15 protein-coding genes are annotated in these 13,738 nt (G+C 55.9%); 7 read left to right on the top strand and 8 right to left on the bottom strand.

Annotated features, from left to right (window positions below):
* Positions 1 to 79 precede the first annotated feature (79 nt).
* The gene (locus A8O29_RS09895; protein ID WP_125352972.1) at positions 80 to 631 is read left to right on the top strand and encodes a YbhB/YbcL family Raf kinase inhibitor-like protein; all 552 of its coding nucleotides are present in this window, start codon (positions 80 to 82) and stop codon (positions 629 to 631) included.
* A 60-nt stretch (positions 632 to 691) separates the two neighbouring features.
* Here A8O29_RS09895 and A8O29_RS09890 read toward each other — a convergent pair whose 3' ends face one another.
* Together A8O29_RS09890 and chaB are read right to left on the bottom strand one after the other, a co-directional pair.
* Positions 692 to 1,372, bottom strand: coding sequence for a gamma-glutamylcyclotransferase (locus A8O29_RS09890; RefSeq protein ID WP_125352970.1), 681 nt, complete (start codon positions 1,370 to 1,372; stop codon positions 692 to 694).
* A gap of 176 nt (positions 1,373 to 1,548) precedes the next feature.
* Positions 1,549 to 1,779, bottom strand: a complete 231-nt coding sequence (gene chaB / locus A8O29_RS09885) for a putative cation transport regulator ChaB (RefSeq protein WP_125352969.1) — start codon at positions 1,777 to 1,779, stop codon at positions 1,549 to 1,551.
* 266 nt (positions 1,780 to 2,045) lie between these two features.
* Here chaB and chaA point away from each other — a divergent pair, with 266 nt between their 5' ends.
* Positions 2,046 to 3,146 carry a sodium-potassium/proton antiporter ChaA gene (gene chaA, locus A8O29_RS09880; RefSeq protein ID WP_125352967.1) on the top strand — a complete coding sequence of 367 codons (1,101 nt, stop codon included), beginning with the start codon at positions 2,046 to 2,048 and terminating at the stop codon, positions 3,144 to 3,146.
* Between the two features lie 143 nt (positions 3,147 to 3,289).
* Here the strand turns inward: chaA and kdsA are convergent, their stop codons facing one another.
* The 5 genes from kdsA to hemA form a co-directional block, all read right to left on the bottom strand.
* Positions 3,290 to 4,144, bottom strand: a complete 855-nt coding sequence (gene kdsA / locus A8O29_RS09875) for a 3-deoxy-8-phosphooctulonate synthase (protein ID WP_125352965.1) — start codon at positions 4,142 to 4,144, stop codon at positions 3,290 to 3,292.
* 39 nt (positions 4,145 to 4,183) lie between these two features.
* Positions 4,184 to 4,993, bottom strand: coding sequence for an invasion regulator SirB1 (sirB1, locus tag A8O29_RS09870; RefSeq protein WP_125352964.1), 810 nt, complete (start codon positions 4,991 to 4,993; stop codon positions 4,184 to 4,186).
* 78 nt (positions 4,994 to 5,071) lie between these two features.
* Positions 5,072 to 5,908: a peptide chain release factor N(5)-glutamine methyltransferase gene (gene prmC / locus A8O29_RS09865; RefSeq protein WP_125352980.1), complete on the bottom strand. Its 837-nt coding sequence runs from the start codon at positions 5,906 to 5,908 to the stop codon at positions 5,072 to 5,074.
* Positions 5,908 to 6,990, bottom strand: a complete 1,083-nt coding sequence (gene prfA / locus A8O29_RS09860; protein WP_110508666.1) for a peptide chain release factor 1 — start codon at positions 6,988 to 6,990, stop codon at positions 5,908 to 5,910. The genes prmC and prfA overlap by 1 nt, the downstream gene beginning before the upstream one ends.
* A gap of 45 nt (positions 6,991 to 7,035) precedes the next feature.
* The gene (gene hemA, locus A8O29_RS09855; RefSeq protein ID WP_125352962.1) at positions 7,036 to 8,292 is read right to left on the bottom strand and encodes a glutamyl-tRNA reductase; all 1,257 of its coding nucleotides are present in this window, start codon (positions 8,290 to 8,292) and stop codon (positions 7,036 to 7,038) included.
* Positions 8,293 to 8,485: 193 nt separating this feature from the next.
* Between hemA and lolB the strand changes: the two genes are divergently transcribed.
* The 5 genes from lolB (at position 8,486) to A8O29_RS09830 (ending at position 13,402) form a co-directional block, all read left to right on the top strand.
* Positions 8,486 to 9,103 (top strand): lipoprotein insertase outer membrane protein LolB, encoded by a 618-nt coding sequence (gene lolB / locus A8O29_RS09850; RefSeq protein ID WP_125352960.1) that lies wholly within the window; start codon positions 8,486 to 8,488, stop codon positions 9,101 to 9,103.
* Complete coding sequence (gene ispE, locus A8O29_RS09845) at positions 9,100 to 9,960, top strand: 4-(cytidine 5'-diphospho)-2-C-methyl-D-erythritol kinase (RefSeq protein ID WP_125352959.1); 861 nt, start codon at positions 9,100 to 9,102, stop codon at positions 9,958 to 9,960. Before lolB ends, ispE begins: the two co-directional genes overlap by 4 nt.
* Positions 9,961 to 10,094: 134 nt before the next feature.
* Positions 10,095 to 11,042: a ribose-phosphate diphosphokinase gene (gene prs / locus A8O29_RS09840; protein ID WP_110508800.1), complete on the top strand. Its 948-nt coding sequence runs from the start codon at positions 10,095 to 10,097 to the stop codon at positions 11,040 to 11,042.
* Between the two features lie 123 nt (positions 11,043 to 11,165).
* Positions 11,166 to 12,869, top strand: a complete 1,704-nt coding sequence (gene dauA, locus A8O29_RS09835) for a C4-dicarboxylic acid transporter DauA (RefSeq protein ID WP_125352957.1) — start codon at positions 11,166 to 11,168, stop codon at positions 12,867 to 12,869.
* 8 nt (positions 12,870 to 12,877) lie between these two features.
* Entirely contained in the window at positions 12,878 to 13,402 is a 525-nt protein-coding gene (locus tag A8O29_RS09830) for a GNAT family N-acetyltransferase (RefSeq protein WP_125352955.1), read from the top strand.
* Between the two features lie 52 nt (positions 13,403 to 13,454).
* Here the strand turns inward: A8O29_RS09830 and ychH are convergent, their stop codons facing one another.
* A complete protein-coding gene (gene ychH, locus A8O29_RS09825) occupies positions 13,455 to 13,730 on the bottom strand; it encodes a stress-induced protein YchH (protein ID WP_110508676.1) in 276 nt (91 codons plus the stop codon).
* Positions 13,731 to 13,738 lie beyond the last annotated feature (8 nt).

Raw genomic sequence — 13,738 nt, 5'->3', positions numbered from 1 at the left:
TTCAGCTTTGGCGCAAATTTCAGGAAGATCCTTAAGCATCGGCTACAGTTAAACCACCTTTCCAGCGTGAGAAGCTCCCATGAAAACCCTCCCCTGCACCATCGTCTGCGCGGCCCTGTTCGGCAGTATCGGCAACGTCTGTGCGGAGGGGCTGTTCATTGTCCAGTCCCCGGCTTTTGCGGATAACGGCATGCTCGACAGCCAGTACGCAGGTAATGATGCCAAAAACGCCAACTGCACCGGCAAAAATAGCTCGCCGCCGCTGGTCTGGAGCAACGTTCCACCGCAGACGCAGAGCCTGGCGCTGATTGTTCACGATCCTGAAGGCAACAAAGGACTCGGCGTCACGCATTTGGTGGCCTACAACATTTCGCCAGCGGCCACCGGATTTGGCCCCGACGCCCTGCGCGATGCGAAAGGCTATACCGGCGGCAAAAACACGCCGGGCACCGCCAGTTGGTATGGACCGTGTCCACCGCCCGGCTCTGGTGCGCATCATTACACCTTCACGCTGATTGCGACCGACCTGCCGCCCACGCTGTCTGCGGGCTTAACTCGCGAAGCACTGTTTGAAAAACTGAAAGGGCATCAGCTGGCCGCCGCCGGGCTGATTGGACGTTTCGGGCAGTAACGTTACGCCATGTCATCAAAACCGTAGGCCCGTGCAAGCGTTGCGCCGCCGGGCATTTTTTCACGCTGAGCGCGGCAGGTTTTCACCGTTGAGGAGATGGCGGACCTTCCCGACCAGCTCGTTTAAGCACTCATCCTGCATCCCAAGCTTCACCAGTTCCTGCTCGAGCGAGAAGAGATACTGCGCATTGGTGCCGAGCGGCCCGCTGGCGGCGGCGATCAGCGGGGCAATCACCTTCACGCTGGTGTCGGATTCATACAGCGGATGGCGCGGGTCCATGATGAACACCAGCGCGTTAACCGTGCGACTGTCGTCGAGTTCCAGCTTGCACCAGGTCGGCAAGTAGCAGCCAGTGATCATCTCGCGCTTCCACAGCAACGACAATTCTTCATCCAGCGCACTTTCTCGCAGACGATAGGCCACCCCGGTGGTGCGTCCGCCCTCTTTTAGTGCAAGCATCCGCCCAGGTTGACAGGCGCTACCGCGTCCTGCCGTCAGGCGTAAACAGAAGGCACGGTGCCAGCCGACAAGCGTGCCGGTGAAGGATTCACTGTAATCCAGCGCCGGGTTCCACATCAGCGAACCGTAACCAAAGATCCATACCGGGCCACTATCCGGTCGACAGGCGAGCGTCGCGGCCAGTGAGGCGGCGCGTTGTTCCGGCGACCAGAGTAGCGATTCCTCGATTGCACCAAACGCCGTTTTGCAATCGGCTTTCAGCAAGAAATCACGTGTTAACACTTTATACCTCCACCACTGCACACTTCCCTGTAACCCCATTCCCTTCTAATTTGCTGAAATAGTATCCAGCTTCCTCAGACAATATGCAATGAACGGGCCGCTTGCAACCGAACCAGAGTTCAATAAAGTGCAAATAAACGATACGTGATTAACCTTACTTAAATAAGGCCTTCAATTTATTTCTTTTTATGCCACTTATCATCCTCGCCTTTTTGATAATCATTCTTCACTGCCGCCCACGCGACTTTATGTGCCGTCTCTTCGCGGCTGGCATCATCCCGCCGGTCCTCTTTGTGCTTATACTGATCCCAGGCGCTATTAAAGGCTTCTTTATAAATGTCCTGCGCATGGGCAGGCAGAACATGTTGAACGCTGTCGGGTAATTCACTGCGGCTGCTGTAAGGCATTTTCACCTCCTGATTAACGACAAACAGTAAGTGTGGCTGAGGATGCTGGGGGCTGCAAATCCAGAGGAATATTGCATAAAAATGACAATCAATCCTCTGTAATATAAACAGAAAATAAACATAAGATGGTTTTTATTAGGCTTAATGGCAGGATTAAGGAATAGAGGTAAATTTCAGTAAAAATACAAAGAAAAAACCGATCGGTCTGCTATGTTATGTCCTTATGTTAACTATAATTATCGCACCTGCTTAAACGGAGATGGTTCATGACCCAAGTACATGAGGCGGTAAAAACCCGCCACAAGGAGACATCCCTTATTTTCCCGGTAGTGGCACTGGCGGTGCTGGTGTTCTTTGGTAACAGCCAGTCACTGCCAGTGGTTATCGGTATTAACGCCCTGGCCCTGGTCGGTATTCTGAGCAGTGCATTTAGCGTCGTTCGTCACGCTGACGTACTCGCTCACCGCCTCGGCGAACCGTACGGCTCACTGATTTTGAGCCTCTCGGTGGTTATTCTTGAAGTGAGCCTTATTTCCGCATTAATGGCGACGGGCGATGCGGCCCCAACACTGATGCGTGACACCCTCTATTCCATCATCATGATTGTCACCGGCGGCCTGGTCGGCTTTTCGCTATTAATGGGCGGGCGCAAATTTGCCACCCAATACGTGAATCTGTTTGGCATCAAACAGTATCTGATCGCGCTGTTCCCGCTGGCGATAATCGTGCTGGTGTTCCCGATGGCACTACCGGACGCGAACTTCTCCACCAGCCAGGCGCTGCTAGTTGCCCTGATTTCCGCCGCGATGTACGGCGTATTCCTGCTGATTCAGACCAAAACTCACCAGAGCCTGTTCGTGTATGAGCATGAAGATGAAGCGGACGATGATGACCCCCATCACGGCAAACCATCCGCGCACAGCAGCCTGTGGCACGCGGTATGGCTGATCGTCCATCTGATTGCGGTTATCGCGGTGACCAAAATGAATGCCGGTCCGCTGGAGATGCTGCTTGGCACCATGAATGCCCCTGTGGCCTTCACCGGCTTCCTGATTGCATTGCTGATTTTGTCCCCTGAAGGTCTCGGGGCGCTGCGTGCGGTGCTGAATAATCAGGTACAGCGTGCCATGAACCTGTTCTTTGGTTCGGTGCTGGCGACTATCTCGCTGACGGTGCCTGTTGTGACGCTGATCGCTTTCGCCACCGGCAATCACCTGGTGTTCGCGCTGGGTGCGCCGGAAATGATTGTGATGGTCACGTCACTGGTGCTGTGCCAGATTTCGTTCTCAACCGGGCGCACCAATGTGCTTAACGGCTCTGCGCACCTGGCCCTGTTTGTGGCGTATCTGATGACGATATTTGCGTGATGTGTGCAGCCTGATGCCCGGCGGCGCTGATGCTTGCCGGGCCTACATATTCTGCTCGTTACCGGGCACAAAAGTTCAGGCATCAAATAACGCCCATAAAAAAACCCGCTGCGGCGGGTTTTTGTTTTTAACGAGCGAACAGATTAGTGGCTGGTATCCAGCGGCTCGAAGTTCTTCACCAGATCGTCAATCGCTTTGATCTGTTTCAGGAACGGTTCCAGCTTAGCCAGCGGCAGCGCGGACGGGCCGTCGCATTTCGCGTTTTCTGGGTCTGGGTGCGCTTCGATGAACAGACCTGCCAGACCGGTTGCCATACCGGCACGTGCCAGTTCGGTAACCTGACCACGACGACCGCTGGATGCAGCGCCAAACGGGTCGCGGCATTGCAGAGCGTGGGTCACGTCGAAAATCACCGGAGAGTTGCCAGAAACGGCCTTCATCACGCTGAAGCCCAGCATATCAACAATCAGGTTGTCGTAGCCGAACTGGGTGCCACGGTCGCACAAGATAACTTTATCGTTGCCGCCTTCAGCGAACTTATCAACGATGTTACCCATCTGCCCAGGGCTGACGAACTGGGGTTTTTTGACGTTGATAACCGCGCCGGTTTTCGCCATGGCTTCCACCAGATCGGTCTGGCGAGCAAGGAACGCGGGCAGCTGAATCACGTCAACCACTTCGGAAACAGGCTGAGCCTGGTCGGCTTCATGTACGTCGGTGATCAGTTTCACGCCGAACGTCTGCTTCAGTTCCTGGAAAATCTTCATCCCTTCTTCGAGGCCCGGGCCACGGTAGGATTTGATGGATGAGCGGTTGGCTTTATCAAAAGAGGCTTTGAACACGTATGGGATACCCAGTTTCTGGGTCACGGTCACGTAGTGCTCACAGATGCGCATTGCGAGGTCACGGGACTCCAGCACGTTCATGCCGCCGAACAGCACAAACGGCAGGTCGTTTGCGACGTTGATATCGCCAATGCTAACCACTTTTTCTTTCATAGGATCGCCTTATCAGGGGTTAATCGGATTCTTTCCGGATTAATGCAAGGTAATGTGTTTGCTCGCGATGTTGTTGATCTGCGCGCGAATAATTTCGCTGATCGGATCTTCCGGGCACTGCTCTACGAAATAGCTCAAATCGCTGAGCGCGACATGTTCGCACTCCAGCTGGGCGTAGATCAGGCCACGATCGCGGATTTCATACGGATCTTCTGGATTAAACTGCAGCAGCGCTTCGCTGACGCGCAGCGCCAGCTCCATCTGCCGCTCTTCCATCAGGGCAGATTTCAGGGTATCGAGCAGTTTGCGGATCACCTCTGCGTTTTCTGCTTCATCCAGATCTTCGTTAAACAGTTCCGCTACCGGGCTGATATTGCCTTTCAGCCACACTTCCAGAGTGTGTTCATCGAGGGTATCGCCGGTAAATGGGTTAATCAGCCACATTTCGCCGGTTTCAACATCCGCGCGCAGCAGCAGCTGCGTCGGGAAAATCACCGGCATCATTGGAATGGAGAGTTGGCGGGCGATCCACAGCATGATGGCACCGAGGGACACGGCGCTGCCTTCGCGGTTTTTCAGCACGGTATCGAGCCACAGTGCATCAGAAAGACGGTAAATGCCGTGTGCGGAGCTGAAGCCCCACTCCCCGTAGAACAGCTCAATTAAGCGTTCCACCTGGCGGGTTTCGGTCCACGACGGGCTAATCTCCTCGCGTGCCAGACTCACCAGTTGCTCCAGTTCGTCTATCACATACTGGGCCTGAAAATCGTCGCGGATCAGTTCAGTAATGAGGATCATGCCGTCGCACAAAGGTGCTTTGTTAAATTCAAAATCTGCTAATGACCTCATGACCTACCCCAACTGCGGGTTACCGAATGGCAACCAGATGACTTCAAAATGATGCTAATAATAACGCTAAACGCACTTTCAGTCAGCATTACGTCTCCCGACGGTTAAGCGCTCGTTGCCGCCATAGTCACGACAGGTTTCCACCTCGTCATAACCGGCCTGAATATAAAGCTCTCTTACCGCGGGGCCCTGCTTCCAGCCGTGCTCCAGCAACATCCAGCCACCGGGCAACAGAAAACGTCGCCCTTCTTGAATGATATGCGCCAAATCGGCCAGCCCTTCATCAGCAGCAACCAGCGCACTGAGCGGCTCGAAGCGCACATCGCCCTCGGCCAGGTGCGGGTCCTGCTCATCAATGTACGGCGGATTGCTGACAATCATGCCAAACGTTTTGCCTTCCAGCGCGCTAAACCAGTTACTCTGGGCAATCGTGACGTTGTTGATACCCAGACTGCGGGCATTACGCGTCGCAAGCGCCACCGCATCGGCGACAAAATCAACGGCAGTCACCCGGCAATCCGGGCGTTCACTCGCCAGCGCCAGAGCGATTGCCCCGGTACCGGTGCCTAAATCGAGAATATCGCAAGGCGATTCGGGCAAACGGCCCAGCGCCTGTTCGGCCAGACACTCCGTGTCCGGGCGAGGGATCAGCGTCGCAGGGGTGACTTCCAGCGGCAGCGACCAGAACTCACGCATCCCCACCAGATGCGCTACCGGCTCGCCGTTAACCCGACGGCTAAGCAGCGTCTCAAGTTGAGCGCCCTCTTCCGTCGTTAACGTCGTTTCGTCGAAGGCCAGAATATAGGTCCGCGTTTTACCCGTGACGTGACCGAGTAAAATCTCGGCGTCACGACGCGGGCTTTCGCTGTTGGCGAGACGTTCAATTGCCTGAGCCAGCCACTGCTTAAAACTCATCATTCCTGATCGGACAACGCCGCCAGCTGATCGGCCTGGTATTCCTGCACGATCGGTTCAATGAGCATATCCAGTTTGCCTTCCATGGTTTCATCCAGACGGTACAGCGTCAGGTTGATACGGTGGTCGGTCACGCGGCCCTGTGGGAAGTTATAGGTGCGGTTACGGTCGCTGCGGTCGCCGCTGCCCAACAGGTTACGGCGGGTGGAGGCTTCTGCCTGCTGGCGTTTTGCGATTTCAGCGGCACGAATACGCGCGCCCAGCACGGATAACGCTTTGGCTTTGTTTTTATGCTGTGAACGCTCGTCCTGACACTCCACCACAATGCCGGTCGGCAAGTGGGTAATACGGATCGCGGAATCGGTGGTGTTAACGTGCTGACCACCCGCGCCCGAGGAGCGGAAGGTATCAATACGCAAATCGGCCGGGCTGATGTCCGGCATTTCCGCTTCCGGCAATTCTGGCATCACCGCGACGGTGCAGGCGGAGGTATGAATACGGCCCTGAGATTCCGTGGCTGGAACGCGCTGGACGCGATGGCCGCCGGATTCAAACTTCAGACGACCGTAAACGCCGTCGCCGCTGACTTTGGCGATCACTTCTTTGAAGCCACCGTGTTCGCCTTCGTTGGCGCTCATGATTTCTACGCGCCAGCGACGCGCTTCGGCATAACGGCTGTACATGCGGAACAGATCGCCCGCAAACAGCGCCGCTTCATCCCCGCCGGTCCCGGCGCGGACTTCGACAAACGCGCTGCGCTCATCGTCAGGATCTTTCGGCAGCAGCAGAACCTGAAGCTCCTGCTCCAGTTGTTCACTTTTGGCTTTTGCTTCCTGCAACTCTTCCTGCGCCATTTCGCGCATTTCCGGGTCGTCGAGCATCATCTGTGCGGTTTCAATGTCTTCCTGGACTTGCTGCCAGTCGGTAAAACATTTCGCGACATCGCTGAGCTGCGCATATTCCCGCGACAGCGCGCGGAAACGGTCCTGATCGGCGATGGTTCCGGCATCACCCAGCAGCGCCTGGACTTCTTCATGGCGCTCATGCAGCGCTTGCAGTTTGGCAACAATAGACGGCTTCATAGGCGTGTAAAATTCACCCTGTAATTAAAATTTGAGAGAGCAGCGCTATTCCAGCCCGAGGCTGTCGCGCAGAATATTCAGGCGTTCATCATCCCCGTCACGGGCGGCCTGCTGAAGTGATTTGGTTGGAGTGTGGATCAGGCGATTGGTTAATTTACGCGCCAGATCCTGCATGATGGCTTCGGCATCGCCACCCTGCTGCAACGCGGCCAATGCGCGGGTGGTGAGTTCATCACGCACCTGATCGGCCTGCGAGCGGTAATCACGAATCGTCTCGCTGACGCTTTGCGCGCGCAGCCAGGCCATAAATTCACTGGTTTCCTGCTCGACTATCGTTTCAGCCTGCTGTGCAGCGGCCTGGCGCTGCGCCATATTGTGCTGAATGATGTTTTGCAGGTCGTCGACGCTGTAAAGATACGCGTTGGCGAGTTTGCTGACGTCTGGCTCGACGTCGCGCGGGACGGCGATATCCACCAGCAGCATCGGCTGATTGCGGCGCGCTTTCAACGCACGTTCCACCATGCCTTTACCGATGATCGGCAGCGGGCTGGCGGTGGAACTGATAATGATGTCGGCCTCTTTCAGGCGTTCATCGACGTCGCTCAACGCAATCACTTCCGCCCCGACCTCATCGGCCAGCACCTGCGCACGTTCGCGCGTACGGTTGGCGATCAGCATCTTTTTGACGCGATGTTCACGCAAATGACGGGCAACCAGTTCGATAGTCTCCCCGGCGCCGACCAATAGCACGGTGACGGACGACAGAGATTCAAAAATTTGACGGGCCAGCGTACAGGCCGCGAAGGCGACGGAAACGGCGCTGGCGCCGATGTCGGTTTCGGTACGCACCCGTTTGGCCACTGAGAAGGATTTCTGGAACATGCGTTCCAGTTCACTGGCATGCAAATGACCGCGGCTGGAATCGGCAAACGCTTTTTTCACCTGACCGAGGATTTGCGGTTCACCGAGGATCAGCGAGTCCAGACCGCTGGCAACGCGCATCAGATGGCTGACCGCGTCGTTATCCTGATGCCAGTAAAGGCTGTTGCGCAGGTCTTCTTCATTAAGCTGGTGATAATCACACAGCCAGCGAATCAACGATTCCTGCAAATTACCTTCTTCTTCAACGCTGAGATACAGCTCGGTGCGGTTACACGTCGACAGCACCACACCGCCCTGCACCATTGGCTGGGACAGAAGACTTTCCAGCGCCTTGTCGAGCGTATCCGGCGAAAACGTAACACGTTCTCGCAGCGCGACCGGAGCGGTTTTATGGTTGATGCCAAGTGCCAGGAGCGTCATGAATGCAGGAGTAGTACCAGCGTTGATAAGGTTAGTCTGAGCGCATCATACAGGATGCGTAAGGTCAATAAAAGGGAGACCCCCCTTTCGGAGTAATCGGTAATTTTGTGATTTGAGACAACTTGAACGTAGACGGTATTGACCTACGGCGCTAGCATTGGGGCTATAACTGCAACGTATATCAAGGATTTTTATGAACCTGACCCGTGTATTACGCCTGATGCCCCTGGCGGCGTTGGTATTAACCGCCTGCTCCATCAACGCGCCGAAGGGACCAGGCAAAAGCCCGGATTCGCCGCAGTGGCAACAACATCAGCAGCAAGTCCGCCAGTTGAGCCAGTATCAGACGCGCGGTGCGTTCGCGTTCCTGTCTGATGATCAAAAGGTGTATGCCCGCTTCTTCTGGCAGCAGACCGGTAAAGATAACTATCGTCTGCTGCTGACTAACCCGCTCGGTAGCACTGAACTGTCGCTCACCGCAAGCCCAGGCAGCGTGACGCTGATTGATAATAAAGGTCAATCTTACACCTCCACCGATGCCGAAGAGATGATTGGCAAGCTGACCGGGATGCCTATTCCGTTGAACAGCCTGCGCCAGTGGATCCTCGGCCTGCCGGGCGACGCGACCAACTACAAACTTGATGACCAGTATCGCCTGAGTGAAGTCAACTACACTGAAAACGGTAAAGACTGGAAAGTGGTGTACAGCGGCTACGACAGCAAAACCCAGCCATCACTGCCGACCAACATGGAGCTGACTGAAGGCAGCGAGCGCATCAAACTGAAAATGGACAGCTGGATCGTTAAATGAGCACCCGTTGGCCTTCTCCGGCGAAACTGAATCTTTTTCTTTATATCACCGGCCAGCGCGCCGATGGCTATCACACGTTGCAGACGCTGTTTCAGTTTCTTGATTACGGCGACACGATAACCATCGACGTGCGTCACGACGGCGAACTGCGGTTGCTGACCCCCGTCGACGGCGTGCCAAATGAAGAGAATCTGATTATTCGCGCGGCTCGGATGCTGATGCGTGCGGCTGCGGAAAGCGGTCGCCTGCCGCAAGGCGCCGGGGCGGACATGAGTATCGACAAGCGTTTGCCGATGGGCGGCGGTCTTGGCGGCGGTTCCTCGAATGCCGCGACCGTGTTAGTGGCGCTGAACCATTTATGGCGCTGCGGGCTGTCGGTGGATGAACTGGCAACGATGGGCCTGACCCTTGGCGCGGACGTGCCGGTATTTGTCCGCGGTCATGCGGCCTTCGCCGAAGGGGTTGGCGAAGTGCTGACGCCGGTCACGGTGCCGGAAAAATGGTACCTGGTCGCACACCCTGGCGTGAGCATTCCGACGCCGGTTATTTTTAGCGACCCCGAATTGCCCAGAAATTCGCCGCACAGGTCAATTGAAACGTTATTAAAATGTGAATTCAGCAACGATTGCGAGGTTATCGCAAGAAAACGTTTTCGTAAGGTTGATGCAGCGCTTTCCTGGCTGTTAGAATACGCCCCGTCGCGCCTGACTGGCACAGGGGCCTGTGTGTTTGCTGAATTTGACACCGAATCCGCTGCCCGCCAGGTGCTTGAGCAAGCCCCGGAATGGTTGCAGGGCTTTATTGCCCGCGGTGTGAACATCTCACCGTTAATGCTGACTTTCGAAGGGGCAAACTGAGTTTTGGTGACAACGTCACCCCGTTCCAGACGTTGCATCGTGCTCATTAATACACCGCCTGGATGAAATGCGCCTGGCCCGCACAGTTTTTGGCCCATTCATCCACCACTGGACGCATGCCTGAGGTTCTTCTCGTGCCTGATATGAAGCTTTTTGCTGGTAACGCTACCCCGGAACTAGCACAACGTATTGCCAACCGCCTGTACACTTCTCTTGGTGACGCCGCCGTAGGTCGTTTTAGCGACGGTGAAGTCAGCGTACAAATTAACGAAAACGTACGCGGTGGTGATATTTTCATCATCCAGTCCACTTGTGCCCCAACCAATGACAACCTGATGGAATTGGTTGTAATGGTCGATGCCCTGCGCCGTGCTTCCGCAGGCCGTATCACCGCCGTTATCCCTTACTTTGGTTATGCCCGTCAGGATCGTCGCGTACGTTCCGCTCGTGTGCCAATCACTGCCAAAGTTGTCGCGGACTTCCTGTCCAGCGTCGGCGTTGACCGCGTTCTGACCGTAGACCTGCATGCTGAACAGATTCAGGGCTTCTTCGATGTGCCGGTAGACAACGTGTTCGGTAGTCCAATCCTGTTAGAAGACATGCTGCAGCTGAAACTGGAAAATCCAATCGTGGTTTCTCCGGACATCGGCGGCGTAGTACGTGCACGTGCTATCGCTAAGCTGCTGAACGATACCGACATGGCTATCATCGACAAACGTCGTCCACGTGCTAACGTTTCACAGGTGATGCACATCATCGGTGATGTTGCTGGCCGTGACTGCGTACTCGTTGATGACATGATCGACACCGGTGGCACTCTGTGCAAAGCCGCCGAAGCGCTGAAAGAACGTGGTGCGAAACGCGTATTTGCTTACGCAACTCACCCGATCTTCTCTGGCAATGCGGCAAGTAACCTGCGCGGCTCCGTCATCGACGAAGTTATTGTCTGCGATACCATCCCGCTGTCGGATGAAATCAAAGCGCTGCCAAACGTTCGTACCCTGACGCTGTCAGGAATGCTGGCCGAAGCGATTCGTCGTATCAGCAACGAAGAATCTATCTCTGCCATGTTCGAGCATTAATCGAGCCCGGTACAAAAACCCGCTCCGGCGGGTTTTTTTGTTTTAATCAACCATTTGTATGACTAATGCCTCCTTCGTTTGCTATTCATACAGCAAATGATGCGCTCCTGGATAAAGACCACTGTGAACAAAGCCACACTCGCAGATATCTTACCGTTTCGCGCCCTTATCGACGCCTGCTGGAAAGAAAAATACACCGTTAACCGCTTTACCCGCGATCTGATCGCCGGGATAACCGTCGGCATTATTGCCATTCCGCTGGCGATGGCGCTGGCGATTGGCAGCGGCGTTGCGCCGCAGTACGGCCTTTATACCTCGGCCGTCGCAGGGATAATCATCGCCCTGACCGGCGGCTCGCGCTTCAGCGTCTCCGGCCCGACCGCCGCGTTCGTGGTTATCCTCTACCCGGTTTCCCAACAGTTCGGCCTTGCCGGTTTACTGGTGGCGACCCTGCTTTCCGGCGTCTTCCTGGTGCTGTTCGGCCTCGCCCGTTTTGGCCGTCTGATTGAATATATTCCGATCTCGGTGACGCTCGGCTTTACCTCCGGGATTGGCATCACCATCGCCACCATGCAGATAAAAGATTTCTTCGGCCTGTCGTTAACACACATGCCGGAACATTACTGGCAGAAAGTGGGTGCGCTGGTAATGGCCCTGCCGACGCTAAACCCGGGCGATGCCGCCATTGGCGTCGTGACGCTGGCTATCCTGATTTTCTGGCCGCGTCTGGGTATTCGTTTGCCGGGGCATTTACCGGCGCTGCTGGCAGGCTGCGCGGTGATGGGTATCGTCAATATGCTGGGTGGACACGTGGCGACCATCGGCTCCCAGTTCCACTATATTCTGGGCGATGGCACGCAAGGTAACGGGATCCCGCAGCTTTTGCCGCAGCTGGTGCTGCCGTGGAAAATGCCCGACTCCGACTTTACCCTGAGCTGGGATTCCCTGCAGGCGCTGCTGCCCGCCGCATTTTCGATGGCGATGCTCGGCGCAATTGAATCGCTGCTCTGCGCGGTGGTACTCGACGGCATGACCGGCACGCGTCACAAAGCCAACAACGAGCTGATCGGTCAGGGCCTCGGCAACATGATTGCGCCATTCTTCGGCGGCATCACCGCCACCGCCGCCATTGCCCGTTCTGCCGCCAACGTGCGCGCCGGAGCCACCTCGCCAATGGCGGCGGTGATCCACGCGATACTGGTGATCATGGCGCTGCTGGTGCTGGCGCCGCTGCTCTCCTGGCTGCCGCTTTCCGCAATGGCCGCCCTGCTGCTGATGGTGGCATGGAACATGAGCGAAGCGCACAAGGTCGTTCATCTGCTGCGCCGAGCGCCTATTGATGACATCGTGGTGATGCTGATTTGTATGTCGCTCACGGTGCTGTTTGATATGGTGGTCGCCATCAGCGTCGGCATTGTGCTGGCGTCTTTGTTATTCATGCGTCGAATCGCCAGAATGACGCATCTCGCGCCGGTGAATGTTTCCGTACCCGATGACGTTCTGGTGATTCGGGTGATCGGTCCTCTGTTTTTCGCCGCCGCCGAAAACGTGTTCCTCGATTTGCAGTCCCGCATCGAGGGAAAACGCATTGTGGTGCTGAAATGGGACGCCGTGCCGGTGCTGGACGCCGGTGGCCTGGAAGCGTTTCAACGCTTTGTCAGTCGCTTGCCGGAAGGCTGCGAGCTGCGGGTGTCGAATCTGGAGTTTCAGCCGCTGCGCACGCTAGCCCGCGCAGGCGTCCAGCCGATCCCTGGCCGACTGGCGTTTTACCCGGACCGCGATGCGGCCTTGTTGGACCTACGCGATAATCAAACGACCCACCCATAAGGAAGATTATGCTCACTCAAGCCCCGCATCTGGAAACCGAACGGCTGGTTTTACGCCATTTTACCGTTGATGATTTTGATGACCTGGCGTCCTTCTGGGCCGATCCGCAAGTGGTGAAATTTATTGGCGGTGAGCCGCAAAGTGCAGAGGTCAGCTGGAGCCGACTGCTGCGCTATATCGGCCACTGGCAGGTACTGGGTTACGGTTACTGGGCGGCATTTGAGAAACAAAGCGGACGCTATATCGGTTCGTTTGGCTTGCAGGAAGCGAAGCGTAATCTGACCCCAGCGCTGGACTGCCCGGAAGCGGGCTGGGCGCTTATCCCGGCGGTGCACGGAATGGGCTATGCCAAAGAAGCGTTAGAGGCGATGCTGCAATGGGCTGACCGCGAGCTCGGCGGGCCACTGTGCTGCATCATTGATGAAGAGAATCAGCGTTCCGTGCATCTTGCGGAACGGTTTGGTTTTCAGTTCCAGCATGAGGTCATCTATCACGGCAGCCCGGTGCGGATGTTTACCCGCCCTGCGCCCTGAACGCATAAATGGAAACGGCTCCCAATGGGAGCCGTTTTGCTGAATATGACGATTAGCTGTGGCGATGGCTGTCTCGGCGACAGCGTTTATCATAGTGGCGCACCCACCAATATCTGTCGCTCACCTGTTCGTGGCCGCTAACGCGAGCCCCCGCCAGCCAAAGGACTGCACCGAGGAAGATGCTGAGCACTGCGCCGTGCGCAAAGTACTGCGGCAGGTCAAGTTGCGGAAGCTGGTTTAAAATAGAGTAACCGACCCCGACGACCATGACAGTTAACCCTAAACCCATGAGCACGTTACCGAGTCGTGAAGCGTTTCTGCGTTTCATATGTCACC

The organism is Scandinavium goeteborgense, from assembly GCF_003935895.2.
GTDB classification, from domain to species: domain Bacteria; phylum Pseudomonadota; class Gammaproteobacteria; order Enterobacterales; family Enterobacteriaceae; genus Scandinavium; species Scandinavium goeteborgense.
The sequence above is the reverse complement of the archived record's forward strand: the minus strand, read 5'-3'. Positions and strand labels throughout refer to the sequence as shown.

Coding starts and splice junctions, on each gene's coding strand:
- chaA (WP_125352967.1), top strand. CDS start 2,046: ATGACCCAAGTACATGAGGCGGTAAAAACCCGCCACAAGGAGACATCC.
- A8O29_RS09830 (WP_125352955.1), top strand. CDS start 12,878: ATGCTCACTCAAGCCCCGCATCTGGAAACCGAACGGCTGGTTTTACGC.
- ychH (WP_110508676.1), bottom strand. CDS start 13,730: ATGAAACGCAGAAACGCTTCACGACTCGGTAACGTGCTCATGGGTTTA.
- prmC (WP_125352980.1), bottom strand. CDS start 5,908: ATGAGTTTTAAGCAGTGGCTGGCTCAGGCAATTGAACGTCTCGCCAAC.
- A8O29_RS09895 (WP_125352972.1), top strand. CDS start 80: ATGAAAACCCTCCCCTGCACCATCGTCTGCGCGGCCCTGTTCGGCAGT.
- lolB (WP_125352960.1), top strand. CDS start 8,486: ATGAACCTGACCCGTGTATTACGCCTGATGCCCCTGGCGGCGTTGGTA.
- kdsA (WP_125352965.1), bottom strand. CDS start 4,144: ATGAAAGAAAAAGTGGTTAGCATTGGCGATATCAACGTCGCAAACGAC.
- prfA (WP_110508666.1), bottom strand. CDS start 6,990: ATGAAGCCGTCTATTGTTGCCAAACTGCAAGCGCTGCATGAGCGCCAT.
- ispE (WP_125352959.1), top strand. CDS start 9,100: ATGAGCACCCGTTGGCCTTCTCCGGCGAAACTGAATCTTTTTCTTTAT.
- sirB1 (WP_125352964.1), bottom strand. CDS start 4,993: ATGAGGTCATTAGCAGATTTTGAATTTAACAAAGCACCTTTGTGCGAC.
- chaB (WP_125352969.1), bottom strand. CDS start 1,779: ATGCCTTACAGCAGCCGCAGTGAATTACCCGACAGCGTTCAACATGTT.
- hemA (WP_125352962.1), bottom strand. CDS start 8,292: ATGACGCTCCTGGCACTTGGCATCAACCATAAAACCGCTCCGGTCGCG.